The organism is Olivibacter sp. EAT-5 (assembly GCF_044784325.1).
In the GTDB taxonomy this organism is placed as follows: Bacteria; Bacteroidota; Bacteroidia; order Sphingobacteriales; family Sphingobacteriaceae; genus Olivibacter; species Olivibacter oleidegradans.
The window spans coordinates 1,386,360-1,405,959 of record NZ_CP173028.1 but is presented as its reverse complement, the minus strand read 5'-3'; the positions used below and the strand labels follow the sequence as shown (position 1 = coordinate 1,405,959).

Below are 19,600 nucleotides of genomic sequence, written 5' to 3'. Positions count from 1 at the left end.
ATAGATAAAAAAAAACTTGCAAAATATTTTCAATATCTTAATTTTGGAAACTAATTGTCAAATTTTTCTTATAATAACTTAAGTGTAACGTATTGAGATAGATTTACTTAGCCTAATTAGGATGACAAATGTAAGTGACGAAGAATTGAGTGATTGATCAACCTATTCTAAAGCCGTTTTTCCTGTCTTTTGCGTACACTGAACTCGAATTATTATGATAAGTGGTAATTTGTATATTGTTCAACGGATCAATATCCGGGACCAAGTGAAAGGATATGCCTTGACATCATACTTGATGCGTAAATCTTATCGGGTTCGGCCTAATATAGTCCAGTTGCTTTATATTTAATCAATTTAATTTTTAACCAAAACACAAAACACATGAAACAAAAACTACTAAGTTTTTTCTTACTGTTTACTCTCTTAATAGGAGCAGTATACGCGCAGGAAAGGAGGGTCAGCGGAAAAGTGTCTGACGAAAACGGACAGCCCCTACCAGGAGTATCAGTGGTAGTGAGCGGTTCAACTATTGGAACCCAGACCAGCAATGATGGAATGTTTTCTTTATCTGTTCCAGCAGGAGCTGTAAGCTTAACTTTCAGTTATATTGGTTACAAAACCTTAGTACAAAGTTTAAGCGCTGGAAACAATTTAGATGTAACGCTAGGTATTAACGCTTCTGAGTTATCGGAAGTTGTGGTTGTTGGTTATGGACAGCAGAGTCGAGCTTTAAGTACTCAAACAGTAGCGTCTGTAAGTTCGGAGTCTTTTAAAAATGTACCTATTCAGACTCCCCAGCAAATTCTACAAGGGCAAGCTGCTGGCGTTAATATGGTGAACTCATCGGGTGTTTTAGGTGCTGAAGCGCAAATTACCATTCGAGGTGGTTCCTCTCTAAGTGCGGGTGGACGTCCGTTGTATGTAATTGACGGTGTACCTCTAAATTCTGCTGGAGCGCAGTATACTCAAGCGCAAGGAGGTGCCTCAGCCCTTAACCCATTGATTAACATCAATCCCAATGATATTGAAAGTATGACGGTATTAAAGGACGCCTCTGCAGTTGCAATCTATGGATCAAGGGGTTCTAACGGGGTCATACTTATTACTACCAAAAAGGGAACTGGGCAAGGTAAAACAAAGATAAATGCGGATTACTTTACAGGGTTCTCCAAGCCAACTTCCTTAGAACCAATGATGAACGCTGATCAGTGGCGTCAATTTCGAACCGATTATTTGACAGCGAATAATGCCTCTGTTCCGCAATTCCCAACGACAAGTTACGATTGGATAGATAATGTTGTTAGAACGGGTCATGTGAATACCGCGAACCTCAGCGCTACTGGAGGAAGTGAAAAGACAACGTTTTTTGTTGGAGGAACGTATTCTACTGAAAGTGGTTATACGATAGGAAACCAAATGGATCGTTTATCTGGACGCATTAATTTAAATCATAAGGTCTCTGATAAAGTGAATTTTGGTGTAAATTATAATCTTTCTCACGTTGATATGGATAGAATTGGGGCAGAGAACAATACTTATGCACCACTTACATCTGCTTATTTGCAATTGCCTTATATTACACCATATGGTCCTGACGGAAAGTTTCAAAACACGGGCTTTATTGCTAATGTAATTGCTATTGAACAGACTGGTATAAATAAAAATTGGTCGGATAGAAGTACTGGTAACGCTTACGCAGAATTGGAAGTTATTGAAGGTTTGAAACTGAAGACCGATTGGGGAATTGATAACTATAAAATTGACGAAAAATATAGAGAGTCAGATTTGCTAACACCTGGTGGTTATGGATATCGTACTAATTATACCGATAATAAATGGTTGACTACCAATACGCTGAATTATAACAAAACTTTTGATGGCAGACACAACATCGGCGCATTGCTAGGTTACAGTTTTGAAAAGGCTACATTGACGCAAATATTTGTGGAAGGAACAGGTTATGCTAGCGATGGGTTGCCTAATGTTGGATCAGCATCAAATCCAGTTTCCGCATCTGAAGAGATTTTTGACTGGGCGCTTGAATCTCAGTTTGCGCGTGTAAACTATAGTTTCGATGATAAGTACTTGTTTGAAGGATCTTTTCGTCGTGATGGTTCCTCGCGGTTTGGACCGAATAAAAAATATGGAAACTTCTATGCTCTATCAGGCGGTTGGGTCATTTCCAATGAAGGTTTTTTCAATAAGGATAATAATATTGCTCAATTCCTGAAATTGACCACTAGTTATGGAACAGCTGGGAATGATAATATAGGTTATTATGATTATTTAGGCACTTTCTTAGCGGGAACCGATGCCAATAGTCAGATTGTTAATTATAATGGTGAGTCTGGGTTAGTTCCAAGCAGGGTTGCAAATCCCAATTTAAGCTGGGAAGAAACGGCTCAGTTCGATGTGGGACTAAGCGGTCGATTCTTCAACGCGATCGATATTCAAATGAATTTTTATAATAAGACATCGCGGGATCTATTGCTTAATGTACCATTACCTTTTACAACAGGATTCGCTAGTGCGTCACAGAATGTAGGTAAACTAAGAAATAGAGGTTTTGAATTTACAATCAACTCTGAAAATATCAATCGCGATCATTTTACTTGGAGAACCTCTTTTAATATAGCGTTCAACAAGAACACGGTTTTGGAGCTACCTGAAAATAGAGACGAAGACGGAAGAAACTTTTTGGGAACAGGCGAGCAAAGAGCAATTGTAGGACATTCTAAAAATACGTTTTATTTGATACGATATAACGGAATCAACCCGGAAACCGGGGATGCGGAGTGGTTAACAAAAGATGGTACACCTACTACATCACCAACGGCTGCTGATCGGGTGATAGTTGGCAAAGCAGACCCAACGTTTCAAGGTGGTATCACTAATACCTTTACATTCAAGGGTTTTGATTTAACTGCATTTTTTAACTTTACTCAAGGCAATGATGTTTATATCGATGGCTTAGAATTTACTGATAATTTCGGATCAGGTTCCTACAATAAAAGCGTGAAGCTTTTAGACTACTGGAGACAACCTGGCGATCAAGCCTTTGCACCTGCATTGAATAGTGATACAAGAACAACCTATCATCAGCCGTCCACGAAGCAAATGATGGATGGTTCTTATTTGAGACTAAAGACGTTAACCCTAGGATATAACTTGCCAAGCAGTTTTTTGGCAAAAACAAAAATATTCTCGAGTGCTAGAATATATTTCCTCGGTCAGAATTTGTGGACTGTTAAAAGTAAGGATTTTAGAGGCGATCCTGAAATTTCAGCTAATGGAGCTAGTAATTTAACAATAGGTCAAAGTTTCTTTGCACTACCACAGGCAAAATCATACACATTCGGAGTTAATCTTACACTTTAAAATATAAGAACATGAAAATCAGATATATATATTTAACTTTTGCGATGTTGGTTTTCCTTTCAGCATGCGAAAAGAAATTAGACTTGCTTCCGCAACAGGACTTAACAGAAGAACTTGTCTTTAGTAGTCCAGAAACCACTCTAAGCGCCCTTAGGGGAGTATATAGCACAACCCAAACGTTGGAATTTTATGGTTCGATGCCTCAGGTTATTGCTGATTACATGGCGGATAATGTTGATTTTATTGGGACATTTCCAACCCTTCAACAATTAAACGATTTTGCATCTGTATCGACAAATAGTAGTGTTTATGATGTTTGGGAAATACATTATCAGGTAATCACAAGAGCTAATAAGGTAATTGCTAATGTACCAAATGTTGAGGGGCTTTCGGACGAATTGAAAGCCCAGTACATCGCTGAAGCGAAGTTCTTAAGAGCACTAGCATATTTTCAGTTAGTGAATTTCTTCGCGCAACCATTTCAAGTCAGTAACGGCAACAACTTAGGTGTTCCGCTCGTTCTGGAAGACTTTACTGGAGAAGTTACCTATCCTTCGCGGAGTTCATTAAATGAAGTCCATGCTCAAATATTAAAGGACTTAGAAGAAGCTGTACCTGCGCTTCCGTCATCCTATGAAAGCGCTTCGGATACGAGGGGAAGAGCTACAAAAGGAGCTGCCCACGCCCTGCTGTCTCGTTTATATCTTTATAGAGAAGAATGGGCTCAGGTGGTTGAAGCTGCCAATAATACACTTGAGCAAGGAATATATGATTTAGCTGCAGATTTTAGCTTCTATAATGGAAATACTAGTGAAGATGTATTCACCATTCAGAATAGTGCAACAGACAATGGTAGAACAGGCGCCGGTGGCTGGGCCTCTTATTATATGCCCGCTTCTGCTGGTGGGCGAGGCGATGCTCCATTCTCTCAAAGTTTAATTCAGGCATTTGAAGCGGAACCTGGAGATAAGCGTTTCAATTTAAAAATAGAAGGACAAACTGCTGGAATAGACTACTTTTTCAATAACAAATTTCCAGATGCAGTAAACAACAGCGACAACTCTCCTGTTATTAGGACAACGGAAGTTTACCTAAATTTAGCTGAAGCATTGGCGCATTTGAGTACAACCCCAGATGTTCAAGCGATTGATATTTTGAACAATCGTATACGGAGGAGGGCTGGACTTGGTCCTAAATCTGTACTTACGCAGAACGAACTTATTAACGCTCTACTTCTTGAGAGAAGAAAAGAGCTGGCATTTGAAGGACATCGGAGGATGGATATGCTAAGAAACCGACAGAATCTAAGAGGCGGGCAGGCCTCGGCAGCGTTTGGAGCACCAAAAACTATTCTGCCAATCCCTCAAAGAGAGATAGATAATAATCCGAGTTTACAAGGACAACAGAACGAAGGATACTAAATTTAGGAAGCGACTGCAGGGGCATCTCTGTCATTGCAGTCGCCCTATATTTAAATTATTACTTACCTACCTTTGGAATACATGACATATGTATTACCTCTAGCTTAACGCTTCTGCAATTAGGCATGTATCAGAAATAATCGATACTCTGAAAGAAGTAAATTCTAAAAAAACTTGTAAAATATTTTCAAAAGCTTAGTTTTGCTAATAAATTGTTAAATTAGTTTAATAACAGCCCTAATGTTTAGCGTATTGAGATAGATTTACATTAACCTTTTTAGGATTTTAGTATTGAAGAACGGAATATTCATCATGATTGACCTAATCCTATAGCCATATTTCTCTCTCATTTTGCCGGTAAAGGGTTCTATTATACTAAATAGTGCCTAATCTGTTCTTCAGCAGTCTTGTATATGTTGGCGAGTGAATGGATTTGCTTTAATCATCAAATCTGATGAATAAAATATTTACTGATTTCTATATGAATTTAAGTACTATCATTTTATATTTTTAATCAATTTAATTTTTAACCAAAAAGCAAACACATGAAACAAAAACTACTAAGTTTCTTTCTGTTATGTATACTGCTAATAGGCGCAGCGTATGCACAGGATAGGAGAATTAGAGGTAAAGTAACTAATGAAGTTGGAGAATCGCTTCCTGGTGTATCCGTTATTGTGGCGGGGACTACAACTGGTACGCAAACAGATTCGGACGGAAACTATGCTATAACGGTGCCTCCGACAGACGCCAAGCTTATTTTTAGCTACATTGGTTATGCTAGCCAAAATCTGGAAGTTGGACAACGCTCTATCATCAATGTTACCTTGTCCGGTCAGGATAACTCGTTGGATGAGGTCGTCGTCGTAGCTTACGGTACAGCAAAGAAAGAAGCCATTACCGGTTCAGTTGCCACCATGAATTCGGCTGATATAAGTAAGCGTACCGTTACTAACATAACGAATGCTATTGCAGGTATGGCACCAGGTGTCAATGTCAACTCAGGCAATGGGCAACCAGGTACTGGATCAAATATTCGAATTAGAGGTTTCGGTTCAATATCTGCTTCTAACGCTCCGTTATACGTGGTAGACGGTGCGGTTTTCGATGGCGATATTGGTGATATTAACCCTAATGATATCGAGAATATATCCTTGCTGAAAGATGCGTCTGCAACGGCTCTTTACGGTTCGAGAGGAGGTAATGGAGTCATTATTATCACAACGAAAAAAGGGACAGTTCAGGGCACTCAGCTTAATGTGAACCTAAACCAAGGTTTCTCTTCCCGAGGAACACCCGAATATGATAGGGTTGATGCCTACGAATACTATCCGTTAATGTGGCAAGCTTTAAGAAACAGCCTGGTGTATCCAACTTCCGGTACTGGGAAGACTCCGGAAGAAGCAGCTCTCCAAGCGAGTAATACTATTCAATCGCAACTCATTTACAATCCATTTAACGTGCCTAATAATCAAATTGTTGGCACGGACGGAAAGCTTAATCCAAATGCTTCTCTACTTTATAACGATTTCGATTGGTATAAACCGCTTGAAAGAACAGGGAAAAGAACAGACGCCAATATGAGCGTAACGGGTAAATCGGAGAAATCTGATTACTACGTTTCTCTTGGCTACTTAAATGATAAAGGGTATATTCTTCAATCAGACTACAGAAGGTTTAATGCGCGTCTTAGTGCCAATTCGACTATTAAGTCGTGGTTGAAGACCGGTTTTAATTTAGCTGGATCCACCTCAGACGGTAACTTAGCGAGTGATGCGTCAACCGACAATGCAAACAGTTATATAAACGCCTTTATGTTTTCTAGATTTATAGGTCCAATTTATCCTGTACGAGCATTCGATGGGGAAGGCAACCCAATCATGAACGAGTTAACAGGGGAGCAGTGGTATGACTACGGTTTTCATCCGGGATCAATTAATAGGCCTCAAGGAGCATATCCTGGACGCCACGTGATTTATGAAACCCAGTTGAACGAAAAACTAAATAGAAGGAATTTGATCAGTGGTAGAGGTTATGTAGAAATTAAATTTTTAAAAGACTTTACGTTTAGGCCTTCAATTAGTGTCGATATCAGAGAGAACCATAATACGACCTTCTGGAATAATTTGGTTGGGGACGGCGCTTCTTACAATGGATACTCCTATAAGTTATCATCTACAACCAGATCCTACACGTTTAACCAAATTGTTTCTTATGATAAGGTGGTTGGCAAACATAGTATAAATGCTTTGGCAGGTCACGAAAATTATGATTATGATTATCGTTCCTTAACCGCAACCAAAACCGGGATTACTATTGAAGGGAACTCCGAATTTCCAAATTTTGTGACACCCTATGGCGCAGGTGGATATAGGGACACCTATAGAATTGAATCCTACTTGTCGAAGGTGGCCTATAACTATGACTCAAGATACTTTTTTGATGCTTCCTTAAGAAGGGATGGATCTTCGCGATTCGCGAAAGATTCTCGGTGGGGTACGTTTTTCTCATTGGGAGGTTCGTGGTCTATATCCAAAGAGGCATTTATGAGTAATGAGTCTTGGATCGATGATTTAAGGCTGAAAGTGTCCTATGGTCAAGTCGGAAACGACGCAACCTTAAATGCTGACGGTGATCCTACTTATTATAATTACCAATCGTTATATGAGTTAGGATGGAACAATGGTGGACAGCCAGGAGTTATACTTGCAACCCAAGGTAATCCGGCGTTAAAATGGGAATCCTCTAACACCTTGAATACCGGTGTTTCTTTTTCGTTCTTTAATAGTCGGATTTTTGGTGAATTGGAATTTTATAGAAGAGGTTCAAGCAATCTAATCTTTTCTGTACCCTTGGCGTTATCCAATCCAATAAGGAGCGTGTATAGAAATATAGGATCTATGTATAATACTGGTATCGATTTACAATTGGGAGGTGATATTATACGCTCGAAGAATTTTACTTGGAATATGGTTACCAACTGGTCGACTATCAAGAATAAAATTACCAAAATGCCGGCAGAAACTCCCGTGGTTACCAGCGGTAATAAAAGAAGAGAGGTCGGAAGAGATTTGTACAATTTCTGGTTAAGACAGTATGCGGGCGTAGATCCTGCAGATGGAGCGGCGTTGTATGTGCCTGCTGAAGGGACAACTACGAATTTAAGAACGGTTAATGGTGTTGAATATACAACAAATTATAACAATGCTAAGTTTGACTATTCGGGTAGTGCTATTCCGGATCTAATTGGTTCCATCAACAATACCTTTAGGTATAAAAGCTTTGCTTTATCGTTCCTGATTAACTATCAGATAGGTGGTAAGTTCTACGATAGCAACTATGCTGGCCTAATGGGAATAACTTATGGCGCGGCTTTACATGAAGATATCAAGAATTCATGGACAACACCCGGCCAGATAACAGATATTCCCCGTATAGACATCAACAGTACGACGCAGTTTAATGCCGCTTCAAATCGTTGGTTAATTGATGCATCTTACATTAGTTTTAGAAACGTGAACTTATCCTACACGTTGCCATCTGAATTGACAAAGAAGTTCGACGTCTCGGCACTACGAGTTTTTGTTACTGGAGAAAACTTAGGTCTTATTTCGAAAAGAAAAGGGATGAATCCTACCGAATCGTTTGATGGTTCAAATAACACGACATATTTGCCTAGTAGAATATTTAGTGTTGGAGTAAACGTTTCGTTATAATTATTAAAAAGAAAGACATGAAAAAATACTTAATATTGTCATTATTGTTCGTATTCATCATTAGTAGTTGTAGTAAAGATTACCTTGATACTAAACCGACCGATAAGGTTGATGGAGAGTCTGTCTTCAATACGGTCGAAAACGCAAGCAAATTGCTAAACGGCATTTATCGGTTGATGTTTGAGAGAACAGAGGAAGTAACCTCAAACCAGCAAAATAAACCCGGAGTAGGCGGCATTCTATTGAATATCGACTTTATGGGCGAGGATTTAGGGATTTCTAATAACAATTGGTTCTCTTCGGAAGCATCTTGGAATGCACATCGGGTTGATAATAATATCGTGCCTCAGTATGTATATAGAACATTCTATCGAATCATAGGTAACGCAAATTATATTATTGACAATGTAGATGCGGCTGTCGGAACAGAAAGTGAAAAGGCGAGAGTTAAATCAGAAGCTATTACATTAAGAGCATATGCCTACTCATATTTAGTGCAGTTTTTTGGAAAACGATATGATGCGAATGCGAAGCCAAATTCGCAAGCTGGTGTACCACTACCCCTATCAACTAAAGACAACGATATGCCTCGTGCCACTGTTGAGGAGGTTTACGCAGCCATTGTAAAAGACTTGGAAGATGTTATTGCCCTGAACGTGACAACGCGCACAAATAAATCACATGCCAATGCGCTAGTTGCTAAAGCGTTAAGAGCCAGAGTGGCACTTACGATGCAAGACTATCCTAACGCTATAAAGTATGCAAAAGAAGTGATTGATGCTGGTGAATTTCCATTAATGTCAGAGGCGGCTTATCTTTCGGGATTCAATAATGCACCCAATTTGAGCGAAGTAATGTGGGCATCCATGCCTACTGAAGATCAAGGAGACACCTTCGGGTCGTTCTTTGGCCAAATTGCCTACAATGCCAATACTTCTTTTATGCGCGCAAATCCTAAACGAATAAATTCAGCTCTTTATAGTCAAATAGCAGCGACGGATGTTCGTAAAAAGCTGTGGGAGCCAACACCTACTGCCGATAATTTTCCTTTGCCATCAACTGCCTTTGCCAGGCAGCCTTACATGAGTCGGAAATTTGCAGTTAAAGTTGTCGGTGGCCCTTCACTAGGCGATGTGCCTTTATTGAGAAGTGCCGAAATGTACCTAATTCTCGCTGAAGCTTATGCGAGAAATGGTCAAGAAGGCGAAGCTCAAAATACCTTATTTCAGTTGACTTCAGTTCGTGACGCTAATGCTATAAAATCAACAAATTCCGGAGCTGCTCTGATTGAAGAGGTTTTGTTTAACCGACGAATAGAGTTATGGGGCGAAGGTTTTAGATGGCTTGATCTAAAACGGTTGAATTTGCCTTTAAATAGAACCGTTGTGCCAAACTTTGTCTCGGCATCAGTTGCCGGTGTTATGGAGATTCCAGCTGGAGATGTAAGATGGCAGTTTTTAATCCCTAGATCTGAGATGGAAGCAAATCCGAATATCGGAGAACAGAATCCGTAAAACAAAACAGGATTTATTAGTCCCATCAATTGGCTTAGGTTGGTTGATGGGACTTTTTTATGCGCTAATAATTCTCTACAGTTGTATTTAAAGAAGCTTTTCCATAAGTTTGGAGAAACCATAGCAAAATATGCTTTATAAATGTATTGTCATTGACGATGAACCTGATTCGGTAGAAATTATTAATGATTATATTCAGCAAATTCCTGAATTAGTTGTCTTGCAAAGCTATATAGACCCGGTAAAGGCAATGGCTGATATGGCCCAAGGAGATCCCGTGGATTTCGTTTTTATGGATATTGATATGCCTCGCATTTCAGGACTCGAGTTATCAAGAGCGATCCGAAGTAAGACAAATAAGCTTATTTTCACTACAGCGCATACTAAATACGCATTTGAAGCCTTCGAAGTGGAAGCAGATGCTTATTTGTTGAAACCATTTACCTTTGCAAAATTTGCCTTAGCTATCAATAAATTACTCAACGATAACCCTCGAGTTCGAACAGAGGACAATTCAAAGGAGTTTTATGTTAAAACTACGGAAGAACGTAATCGCTTTGTTCGCATAAAATTTGATGAGGTTATTGCGATTGAAAGTGTTAAGAACTATATTAAAATCTATACGACCACAGAGGAGATAATGACTTATCTCACCTTAAAGGAGATAAAGGAGCGTTTTGATGAAACCGATGATTTTATTCAAATACATCGCTCATTTATTATTTCAAAAAATTACATAGAAAAAGTAGAAGGAAGCTTGGTGAAGCTGCCAAAGAACATGCTTATCCCAATTGGCACTTTTTATAAGGATGCCTTTTATGACTACTTGTTGAAAAATACAATAAAGACTGGCCGTAATAACTAAGCCAGCCTTTAAACCAACCAACTAAAACTATTAAATAGATTTTGACTATACCGTCCAAGTAAAAAACTCATCTGTAAAAGTTTCTTTTTTTGCTTGGGTACTTCTCTGTGTCTTTTTAAATAAAAAGATTGTTTTTTTTGTAACTTCGATCTTTTTCATGGCTTTTCTTTTAAAATTGAGAGTTATAGTTGTGATGTCCAAAATTTTTACACGAAAGCCCGTTTAGCTTACACCAAATGAAAAATTATGGATAAACGTATCCCGAATTTTTTTACCAAGTACAAGGTTCATATTATAACTTGGTCAATTTTTATCCTTTACGAAACCATCATTCTTGGATTGGTGTCTGGTAGATTTGCTAAAATTGGATCCTATACGATCCATTATGTGCAGCATATTTTATTATTCTATTTTCATGCTCATTTTGTGCTTCCCCGAGTTTTAAGAACAAAATTTGCTGTATTGGCTTTGCCTATTGGAATTGCAATTGAAATTGTTGTTTATTTCTTCGTTTTTTTTATCATTGAAAACGCTGCAGCTACATTTCCTGGAATATTTGGCGTTCGGAAAGTAACAATGGCCTGGGCATTGTTTATAAAGGTTTCGTGGCGGTCGCTTTATTTTATAGGCTTTTCTACCGGGTATTATTTTTTGATTAACTTATTAAGAGAGAGAGAACGGACAACCTCTCTCGAACGACAGCGATTAAATCAAATTATAGAGCAGCAGAAAATGGAGAAGGAACTGGCTAATGCACAAAATGCGTATTTAAGGGCTCAGATTAACCCTCACTTTCTTTTCAATACCCTCAATTTTATCTACAATAAAACACGTAAATCGGCTCCGGTGGCTGCAGATGCTATTTTAACTTTATCAGCCATGATGCGTTATGCAGTAGAAAGTAGTGAGGACAAGGGATATATTGCCATTGAAGAAGAAATTGAGCAGGTACATAATCTCATCCACCTACATCGACTTCGCCAAAATCACCAAATATATTTTAACATAGAAGTCGATGAACGAGTTCGCAACATATGGATGATCCCTTTAGTTCTAATTACGCTAACAGAAAACATTTTCAAGCATGGGAATCTATCCTTAGCCAATCATCCTGCAATTTTGAAGATATATACTGACCAAGAAAGTCTGTTAATTGAAACCAAGAATTTAATTAACGCCATACATAATACAAGTGGCTTAAGTAAAGGTCTGGAGAATATAGCCAAAAGACTCGAACATACCTATGGGGACCAGGCCACCTTTACTTATCGCAGTGATGGCAAAAATCATTTTGAAACAAAAGTTCAAATCAAGCTTGCTGTTTTAAACGGTTTTGTTGCGCCAGCAGCTCTTTCAGATAAAATTGGTAAATAATCAGTTCGTGGACGCGTTGATCGGTGGTGAATAGTCGGTTAACATGCATATGGACTAAATCCCGTATTAGCTGTAAGGATTCGTTTACATTTGTTTGTTTCAGTAGAAAGGAAACTTGTTTTAATAAGGTTTGATAAGCCCTTTCAATTTTTTTAGGCAGGGATATACTCACTTTTTCTTTTTTGAGATGGCTAAATAATTCATTGATGGCTTTAAATCCTTTCATTTCTACCTTAAATTCTTCGGCAAAAGCATCACCGCCATTTTTTATAAAAGCACTTATTTTCTTAGGATCAACATCTAATTGGTTAAGAAGATCACCCAATAGACGCAATACTAGTCTATAAGAAGTATGCTGATCAATATTGTTTTTGATTAACATGAACGTGTATTCACTATCCTTCCAAAAGCAATGTTCAGCTTGATCGATGGTGGAAATACCGTACCGTTCAATTTCTCTATGATAATTTTTTATTTGTAAATCAGAGATGATGCCACTTTCGATTTCTCGAGATAGGTGTTTGGTCAATTGAAAGATTGCTTCATGAAAGGATGTGGGGTCTGTTAGCTTGAGACGTAATCGTATGTGAGGGGAAGGAGCCGAATAACGAATAAAAAACCATTTCGATATGTTGGGTTTAACTTTTTCTAAGTAAGAAGAAATGTTTTCGGTTAACAGCACATTTGAATGTAACGGATGTATATAGATTTCAACGTATAACCAGTCTTGTCCGATCATTGAAATTCGTTGATCAGCATTGATCTTCGTAAGGCCTGTCGAGAAAGTTTTATATCGGTTTGCTGTATCGTGCAAGTGAATGTTCAACTCAGATAAAAAAGGTCGTTTTTGCTTACTTTTGATTGCCGATTTTTTTGGTAAAGCTGCTTCCGTGATATATAGTTCCTTTCCGCTTTTTATATATTGCAGTAAGAATTCGAGATCTTCATCTGAATCCTTACTGAATAGCAGGTATTGATCGCTATTTAAACATTTGAAGGTTGAAGGTATTCCTGCTTTTTTTAGGTATTTCTTTAGCGCCCTGATCGGTATAGACTCATTTAAAAAAGTCTCTCCGTTTATCCTCCACATCCGAGGAGAAAACACAAGGTTTTTGTAGTTAACCCGAGGATAATAGTTAAGTTGAGGAAAAATCTTATTTAAATTAATTGTTAGACCGGTAAGCAGGTGCTGATGTTGTATGTCGCATAGAAGACGAAATATCGATAAATCAGATCGTGTATAATTATAGGCGCTAGCTAAACGTGGAACGATACGTTTAGCTAGGCTTTTCGCGCGCAGGACAATTTCATTGCCTTTTACACTAATATAAACATCGTCTAGTCGTAATTGGTGTTCGTTCTCCGTCCACGTGAGCAGAGGTAGCTCATAATGATAAAGGTTATCCCGTCTATTAACGTTATCGACTTTCCGCTCGGATTGATAAGCAAGGTCAAAAAATATGATTTCGGGATTAGCCTCTTCCTCTATGCGCACGAGCTCTTTACTGTACCGAGTCAAATTGGGATTTTCCAAGGTAAATCGGCCTATAAGTGAATTTGCGGTAGCTCCGCCAGCCTGTTGGATTAAAATTTGGCCGTCTATCTCCTGTATAATCAGGCTAAATGTATTGGGTAATTTAGCGACATACTTCGGAAGATCATGTTTTACTAATTCTTCTAGCTGAATATCTTCCCCTTTCAAGATCCCATTTAATAAAAACTGATGGAAAGGGGTGTAAGGTATTTGTTCGTTTTCTTGTATCCGACTGCCTTTTAAAAGCTCTATTAATTCGTCTGTGTGAGGCGATGATTCCAATTCATTGTATCCCACACCTAGTTCCGGATCCAAGGCTTCCAAGAGCGGAACTTCCCGATATTCGAATTTAAGTTGGAAAGCACGCTTAAAATCTTCCAATGGCTTATGGACGGGTTGGGGTAAGTAGTCTTTTATAAAATTAATGGCCTCCGGTATTACTTTAAACTGCTGTGTGCTGAGACTACCTTTAAGCAACGATCGGGTAGCAATTATATAGGGATTTTCTTTAAATTCTTGCCCGTCCAGTCCAACTCGCTTAAAGTAATCCGTACCGATGATATTGGGATGTAGATCAGTCAATAGCAGCTGCAATTCGATGAGCTGAATCAGAAAATCGTCTACAACTGCTAATTCTAGTTCATACTTACTGATGAGATGCTCTACTATTTTTTCTTTGGCAATAGTGGTTTTACATCGCTGCAGTACATCTTCGATAATTGCTTGTTTATCAATCGATGCAATTTCAAAGGTGCCGTCTTCCAAGGTGCTGATGTAACGTAATTGATCGCCGCAGGGGTAAACGGACGTGTTGGCCTGAAAAAATTTGGCGTTCTTATAAAGATTGGGTAGATCGGATAGTAAGGTATCTTTATGAATCCAATTCGTAAACGTATGTAACGTAGGATCTTTCTCAACGATAACTTCGGATCCCTCTCTTTCCAAGGGGACCATCGTGATGGAACCAAAGGGACCAAAAGGTGTGGCCCGGAAGCGTGCCCGATTGAAATACTTCCAGCAAGAAAACCTTACTTTCTCGGGTAGTTTATCATAATCTTCTTTTTTGGCGTCTTTGATCTGCTCATAAAGGTCTTTTGACGAAATTTTAATGGCTTCTTTCAGCTCGTCCCACTTGTCTTCTAAAGTATCTTCATATGAAAAAAGAGGGGTACGGCAAATAACGGTAGGAAGTAGTTTAAGGTCCATATGGATAACGTTTTTTATAAGACGCAGTTTTTATCCAATGGTTACATGGTAAATTAAAAAGCTTGCCTCCCGCAGGGAGGGTAAAAATTAAACCTGCCTGCGGGAGGCAGGAAGTCAAAACCCCGACGGGCTCATTGATGCGTCAGGATTACCTTCGGTGAACTCTCGTTGCGTCGGTTTCGCTTTCATATAGCTAAAGGTGTTTATATTAATTTGATCTCTCTTTACCTTGATGCAAAGAGAGGCAAACATCAAGGCTTTGTAAGCTACCTCGCTCCTGATGGCAAAGCATCATTGGCGCGTATTGGAGCCGTTTCACTTCCTCAATCCACTTGGGTATTGCGATATGAACAGACGTGTAAATGCTTTGCTGCTCGTTGCTTCGGTATCCTCCAAGGCCATTTTACCCACGCGCAGGGCTATACTTAGGGCTGAAGATAATAATACGTCCGGTTAAAAGTAAAAGCCCGACGTCTAAAACAATGCCGCTGCCTGCCTGCGGTAGGCAGGAAGTGGCGATTTTATTCACTACTTCATTATTTTCAAAGGTGTTCATAGACTCCCTACAGTCGGCTCTTTGCTTCTTTATTTCGCGGACCTTCCCGTTAGGGAAAGCTTGAATGCCTTAAAAAACGAGAACTTAATGAAAAGAAAGAAAGAAGTTAAAATAAACGGTCTTTTTTTAAAGCGAACCCCTTTAATAAGGTAACGAAGCATCAATAACCCCGAAGGGATGGTCAAAATTCGAATGCTTAATGCCTATCGCTTAAAGCTTATAGCCTCTATTTAAACGTGATCGACCCATATTTGGAATCAATGCGTACCTGATTGGACGAACTCTTACCAAAGTAGCCATTATATGTTTTATGGAGTTTGGGGCCTCGTTCACTTGGATCGGGTTCTTCTTTGGTAACAACCGCATCACCCTTATCAAATCCGCCATAACTAACGTCTACTTGATAGGAAAAATGGGCTGCCGGATCAATACGGATGGTGCTAGAAGAGTAGGCTGCGTCCAGATTGAGCTTTTGGATGCTTTTATCTAATCCGATCTTAAAACCGCCCGAGTACTTAATGTCAACGTTTCCTGAGCTGATGAGCGTGCCAATTTGACTACCTCCGCAGTAGCCGATATTTAATTGTATATTATTGGCTTCACCTAAATCCATGCTGCCGTATTTGAAATCCATCATTGCATCTTTCACGGAAAGAATTTTAGCTGAACCGTAACTAGAATGGACGCGAATATTATTACCTGACAATCTGCCGGCATTTAAGCTGCCGTAGGACACGTCCAAGTCCACATCGCCCGCTAAATCAGGTAGCACAACTGTTCCGTATTTATTGTTGATGGCGAGCGAATTGTCCTTCGGTAAAGAAATAAGGTAGTTAATCTGTACCCCTTTATTGTTCCCGCTGATTATGTTATTCCACCAACTGGATTTCCCTTTATTAATCTGCGTGCTAAGTGAAATATTGCTCGGTGATTTAGTCTCCGATATGGATACACTGTTGATAATTTCTTCGGCTCTACTTCCGGAGGCGTCTATGGCTCTAATCGTTATGTCGACTTTAATTTCGTTCTTTGTCCAAGTTTTTACTTCAACCTTTCCATAGCGGTTATTAATGCTAAGTGGGGTGTTTTTGGAGATGATATAAACTTTTTGTATCGTTTTGCTTTGCTCCACTCCATTTATGGGAGTTGCATTTTCTTGGTCGATTAGTAATCCCTTCTGTTCCCAGTCGATACCTTCTATTTTTCCTGCGATTTTATTAGCCTGTTCTTCCGAAAAGCTAGCGATCCGTTCCGCTTGCTGAACAATTCCTTCTGTATCGATTTCCTTCAGACCTTTCACTAGTTCAGTTGTCATCCGTTCGATCTTCTCGCCTGTGGCTTCCAAGCGGCGAGCTAGCTTATTTTCCTCGTCATTATTTTGTGCCATCAGTTTAAACTGACTTGATACAAGCAAGGCAATGATATACACAGAAATCTTATACCTGTTCATGAGAAGATTTATTTTCTTGTTGATGGATATAATTCAAAATTTCTAATTGCTGATTGAGCACTTCAATTTGCATCTTAAGGTTATTGATCATGGCTTCTAAAGTCAGCTCTTTATTCGGACTTTGATCCAGTTCGGTTTTAAGCTGTTTATAGTTCCGCTGCATCTTATCAATAACTTGGGTGAATTCTTGATATAGCTGCGGGTTTTTCGTAGCCATATTTGATAAAGCATCCCTTTTTTCACTAATTAAGGATGCGTATTCTACTTGCTGTTTCGCCAATATAGGGTCGATTTGACTATAATCCAGACGATTCGATGTGCGTGCTTTGTAAAGCAAAAATGCAGCACTGCATACTAATACAAACATGGCGGCCATCGATATAATGGTTCTAAGACGTAAGGATCTCTCGCGCTTTTTTAGCAAATCTTCCCCCTCGAAAACAGCTGTTATGTTCTCCCAAATCCGATCAGGTGGTAATTCATTATCAAACGCTTTCCTGTTTTCAGAAATGAATTTCTCAATATTTCCCATACCTAACATTTTTTACGAAGCTTCTTTTGGCTAAAGAGCGGCTTCTATTAATTTTCCAAACCCACATTTTTGATGATACTATATTATTTTAATTCTTGAGTATCTCCAATAGTTTTCTTTTTGCTCTTAAAAATTGCGTACGAGATGTGTTCTCGCTTATTTTAAGTATATGTGCTATCTCCTCGTGGTCGTAACCTTCCAGTAAATAAAGGCTTAATACCACGCGATAGCCATCTGCCAGTTGATTGATTGCTTCTTTTACTTGTTCTACTTGAAAGCTGTAGTTGTTCTCTTCTATTTCTTCGTCCGCTACATCGTCTATATCACTGATGGATTCGAAAACAACGGTTCTCTTTCTTAGTGCGGAGAGCGATTTATTAACAACAATCTGTTTCATCCATAAGCCGAACGTGCTTTCTTGTCTAAAGCTGTCCAATCGCTTGAAAGCGTCAATAAATGCATCCTGTAGTACGTCGGCCGCTTCGTCCGCATCGATTACAATACGCAAAGCCGTATTATACATAGCTTTTGAATAAAGCTTGTACAACTTAAACTGAGCTTGCCGATTACCTTTCTTACAGTCGGCAATCAAATCTTCATGCGGGTCGCTATAGCTGACTTCCAATGTAATTGTTTATTGTTCTTTGCCTAATAGACGCAATAGGTTTATAGATGTTGCACGTTGTTTATTTTTTTTAGTGAGTTAAGTAGGGAAGTAGTTGACCGCCTACCGCTTTTTATCGCATCAATTTTCGAGAATACCATCCTTTTTATCTATGTTTGGCTTAATTTCTTAAATCACGGAAAATATAGTGTAAGCGAGTAAATGACAGAAATCATATTAAAAAAGGGTAAGGATAAAGCAGCTTGGCAATTACATCCGTGGATCTTCTCCGGTGCCATCGCGAGGATAGTTGGAAAGCCTGCAAATGGTGATCTGGTAAGCGTTTATAACGATGATCGTGAATTTATTGCCTATGGTTATTACAACGGTGAGTCGCGCGTGGCAATACGTCTTTTGGAATGGGATCCTGCAAAAGAAGTAAATGAAAATTGGTGGAGAGAGCGAATCCAAAAGGCTGTAAAGGCGAGAAATGGTATCTTTAATGAACAGACAAATACAGCCCGGTTGATTTTTAGCGAGGCTGATTTTCTACCTGGATTGATAGCAGATCGTTTTGGCGATTTCATATCTTTACAAATATTAACTAGCGGTATCGAACGCGTTAAATCGATCGTCGTGGATGAATTGCAGAAGCTGCTTAATCCAAAAGGAATTTACCAACGCGAAGATGGAGCGGCAAGGGCACATGACGGTTTGGAGGCACAAGGGGGTGTTCTTTTCGGCCAACACCCGCCTGTCTTTGTTGACATTATTGAAAATGGAATACATTATAAAGTGAACATTGCAGAAGGCCAAAAGTCTGGCTTTTATTGTGATCAACGGACCAACCGGTTAATTGTAGCCCAACATGCTCCTGACAAAAAGGTATTGGACTGTTTTTGCTATTCAGGCGGATTTAGCTTAAACGCCTTAAAAATGGGTGCGTCCCAAGTGTTTAGTGTGGACAGCTCGGCTTTGGCTATCGAGACCTTGATCCAAAATATTAGCGAGAATGCGTTCGACAAGTCGAAGCATACGGCCATTCAAAGTGATGTAAACAAGCAGCTAAAGGCATTTAAAGAGCAGGGCGAAAAGTTTGATCTGGTGATTTTAGACCCGCCCAAGTATGCCCCTTCCAGGAGCAGTTTAGAAAAGGCTTCCCGTGCTTATAAAGAATTGAATAGGTTGGGCTTACTGTTATTATCCAGTGGTGGTTTGCTGGCAACCTTTTCCTGCTCGGGAGCGATGGACATTGACACCTTTAAGCAGGTACTGGCTTGGGCTGCCTTGGACGCCGGCAAAGAGATTCAGTTTATTGATCAGTTCAACCAACCGGAAGATCATCCTATCAGAGCGTCCTTTCCGGAGGGCGAATATCTAAAGGGACTGCTTTGCCGCGTGCTTTAATGGATGTACTTATGGAGTGAATTTACTGGTATTATTGATTATT

12 protein-coding genes are annotated in these 19,600 nt (G+C 39.3%); 8 read left to right on the top strand and 4 right to left on the bottom strand.

Going from position 1 to position 19,600, the window contains the following annotated elements; translation table 11 throughout:
• Positions 1–381 precede the first annotated feature (381 nt).
• The 6 genes from ACH11B_RS05705 (at position 382) to ACH11B_RS05680 (ending at position 12,268) form a co-directional block, all read left to right on the top strand.
• On the top strand, positions 382–3,378 hold the full coding sequence (locus ACH11B_RS05705; protein ID WP_130854775.1) for a TonB-dependent receptor: 2,997 nt from the start codon (positions 382–384) through the stop codon (positions 3,376–3,378).
• Between the two features lie 11 nt (positions 3,379–3,389).
• Positions 3,390–4,799, top strand: a complete 1,410-nt coding sequence (locus ACH11B_RS05700; RefSeq protein WP_377609978.1) for a RagB/SusD family nutrient uptake outer membrane protein — start codon at positions 3,390–3,392, stop codon at positions 4,797–4,799.
• A 545-nt stretch (positions 4,800–5,344) separates the two neighbouring features.
• Complete coding sequence (locus ACH11B_RS05695; protein ID WP_377609976.1) at positions 5,345–8,515, top strand: SusC/RagA family TonB-linked outer membrane protein; 3,171 nt, start codon at positions 5,345–5,347, stop codon at positions 8,513–8,515.
• Positions 8,516–8,532: 17 nt separating this feature from the next.
• Positions 8,533–10,029 (top strand): RagB/SusD family nutrient uptake outer membrane protein, encoded by a 1,497-nt coding sequence (locus tag ACH11B_RS05690; protein WP_130854778.1) that lies wholly within the window; start codon positions 8,533–8,535, stop codon positions 10,027–10,029.
• 130 nt (positions 10,030–10,159) lie between these two features.
• Positions 10,160–10,894: a LytTR family DNA-binding domain-containing protein gene (locus ACH11B_RS05685; RefSeq protein ID WP_130854779.1), complete on the top strand. Its 735-nt coding sequence runs from the start codon at positions 10,160–10,162 to the stop codon at positions 10,892–10,894.
• A 387-nt stretch (positions 10,895–11,281) separates the two neighbouring features.
• Positions 11,282–12,268, top strand: coding sequence for a sensor histidine kinase (locus ACH11B_RS05680; protein ID WP_377609974.1), 987 nt, complete (start codon positions 11,282–11,284; stop codon positions 12,266–12,268).
• Here the strand turns inward: ACH11B_RS05680 and ACH11B_RS05675 are convergent.
• The gene (locus ACH11B_RS05675) at positions 12,204–15,008 is read right to left on the bottom strand and encodes a thiopeptide-type bacteriocin biosynthesis protein (RefSeq protein ID WP_377609972.1); all 2,805 of its coding nucleotides are present in this window, start codon (positions 15,006–15,008) and stop codon (positions 12,204–12,206) included. The genes ACH11B_RS05680 and ACH11B_RS05675 overlap by 65 nt on opposite strands.
• A 280-nt stretch (positions 15,009–15,288) precedes the next feature.
• On the opposite strand from ACH11B_RS05675, the gene ACH11B_RS05670 reads away from it, so the two are divergent.
• Positions 15,289–15,465 carry a hypothetical protein gene (locus ACH11B_RS05670; RefSeq protein ID WP_377609970.1) on the top strand — a complete coding sequence of 59 codons (177 nt, stop codon included), beginning with the start codon at positions 15,289–15,291 and terminating at the stop codon, positions 15,463–15,465.
• A gap of 325 nt (positions 15,466–15,790) precedes the next feature.
• Here the strand turns inward: ACH11B_RS05670 and ACH11B_RS05665 are convergent, their stop codons facing one another.
• The 3 genes from ACH11B_RS05665 to ACH11B_RS05655 all read right to left on the bottom strand — a co-directional run bounded on the left by ACH11B_RS05665 (position 15,791) and on the right by ACH11B_RS05655 (position 18,171).
• Positions 15,791–17,014, bottom strand: a complete 1,224-nt coding sequence (locus ACH11B_RS05665; RefSeq protein ID WP_377609968.1) for a hypothetical protein — start codon at positions 17,012–17,014, stop codon at positions 15,791–15,793.
• Entirely contained in the window at positions 17,001–17,546 is a 546-nt protein-coding gene (locus tag ACH11B_RS05660; protein WP_013664386.1) for a hypothetical protein, read from the bottom strand. The genes ACH11B_RS05665 and ACH11B_RS05660 overlap by 14 nt, the downstream gene beginning before the upstream one ends.
• Before the next feature lie 88 nt (positions 17,547–17,634).
• Positions 17,635–18,171: an RNA polymerase sigma factor gene (locus tag ACH11B_RS05655; protein ID WP_377609966.1), complete on the bottom strand. Its 537-nt coding sequence runs from the start codon at positions 18,169–18,171 to the stop codon at positions 17,635–17,637.
• Between the two features lie 201 nt (positions 18,172–18,372).
• Here ACH11B_RS05655 and ACH11B_RS05650 point away from each other — a divergent pair, with 201 nt between their 5' ends.
• Complete coding sequence (locus ACH11B_RS05650; protein WP_377609963.1) at positions 18,373–19,557, top strand: class I SAM-dependent rRNA methyltransferase; 1,185 nt, start codon at positions 18,373–18,375, stop codon at positions 19,555–19,557.
• Positions 19,558–19,600: the final 43 nt, after the last annotated feature.

What these genes read in the sequence shown, in the direction of transcription:
- ACH11B_RS05690 (WP_130854778.1), top strand. Translation starts at nt 8,533, where the DNA reads ATGAAAAAATACTTAATATTGTCATTATTGTTCGTATTCATCATTAGT.
- ACH11B_RS05705 (WP_130854775.1), top strand. Translation starts at nt 382, where the DNA reads ATGAAACAAAAACTACTAAGTTTTTTCTTACTGTTTACTCTCTTAATA.
- ACH11B_RS05660 (WP_013664386.1), bottom strand. Translation starts at nt 17,546, where the DNA reads ATGGGAAATATTGAGAAATTCATTTCTGAAAACAGGAAAGCGTTTGAT.
- ACH11B_RS05665 (WP_377609968.1), bottom strand. Translation starts at nt 17,014, where the DNA reads ATGAACAGGTATAAGATTTCTGTGTATATCATTGCCTTGCTTGTATCA.
- ACH11B_RS05650 (WP_377609963.1), top strand. Translation starts at nt 18,373, where the DNA reads ATGACAGAAATCATATTAAAAAAGGGTAAGGATAAAGCAGCTTGGCAA.
- ACH11B_RS05670 (WP_377609970.1), top strand. Translation starts at nt 15,289, where the DNA reads ATGGCAAAGCATCATTGGCGCGTATTGGAGCCGTTTCACTTCCTCAAT.
- ACH11B_RS05695 (WP_377609976.1), top strand. Translation starts at nt 5,345, where the DNA reads ATGAAACAAAAACTACTAAGTTTCTTTCTGTTATGTATACTGCTAATA.
- ACH11B_RS05685 (WP_130854779.1), top strand. Translation starts at nt 10,160, where the DNA reads ATGCTTTATAAATGTATTGTCATTGACGATGAACCTGATTCGGTAGAA.
- ACH11B_RS05700 (WP_377609978.1), top strand. Translation starts at nt 3,390, where the DNA reads ATGAAAATCAGATATATATATTTAACTTTTGCGATGTTGGTTTTCCTT.
- ACH11B_RS05675 (WP_377609972.1), bottom strand. Translation starts at nt 15,008, where the DNA reads ATGGACCTTAAACTACTTCCTACCGTTATTTGCCGTACCCCTCTTTTT.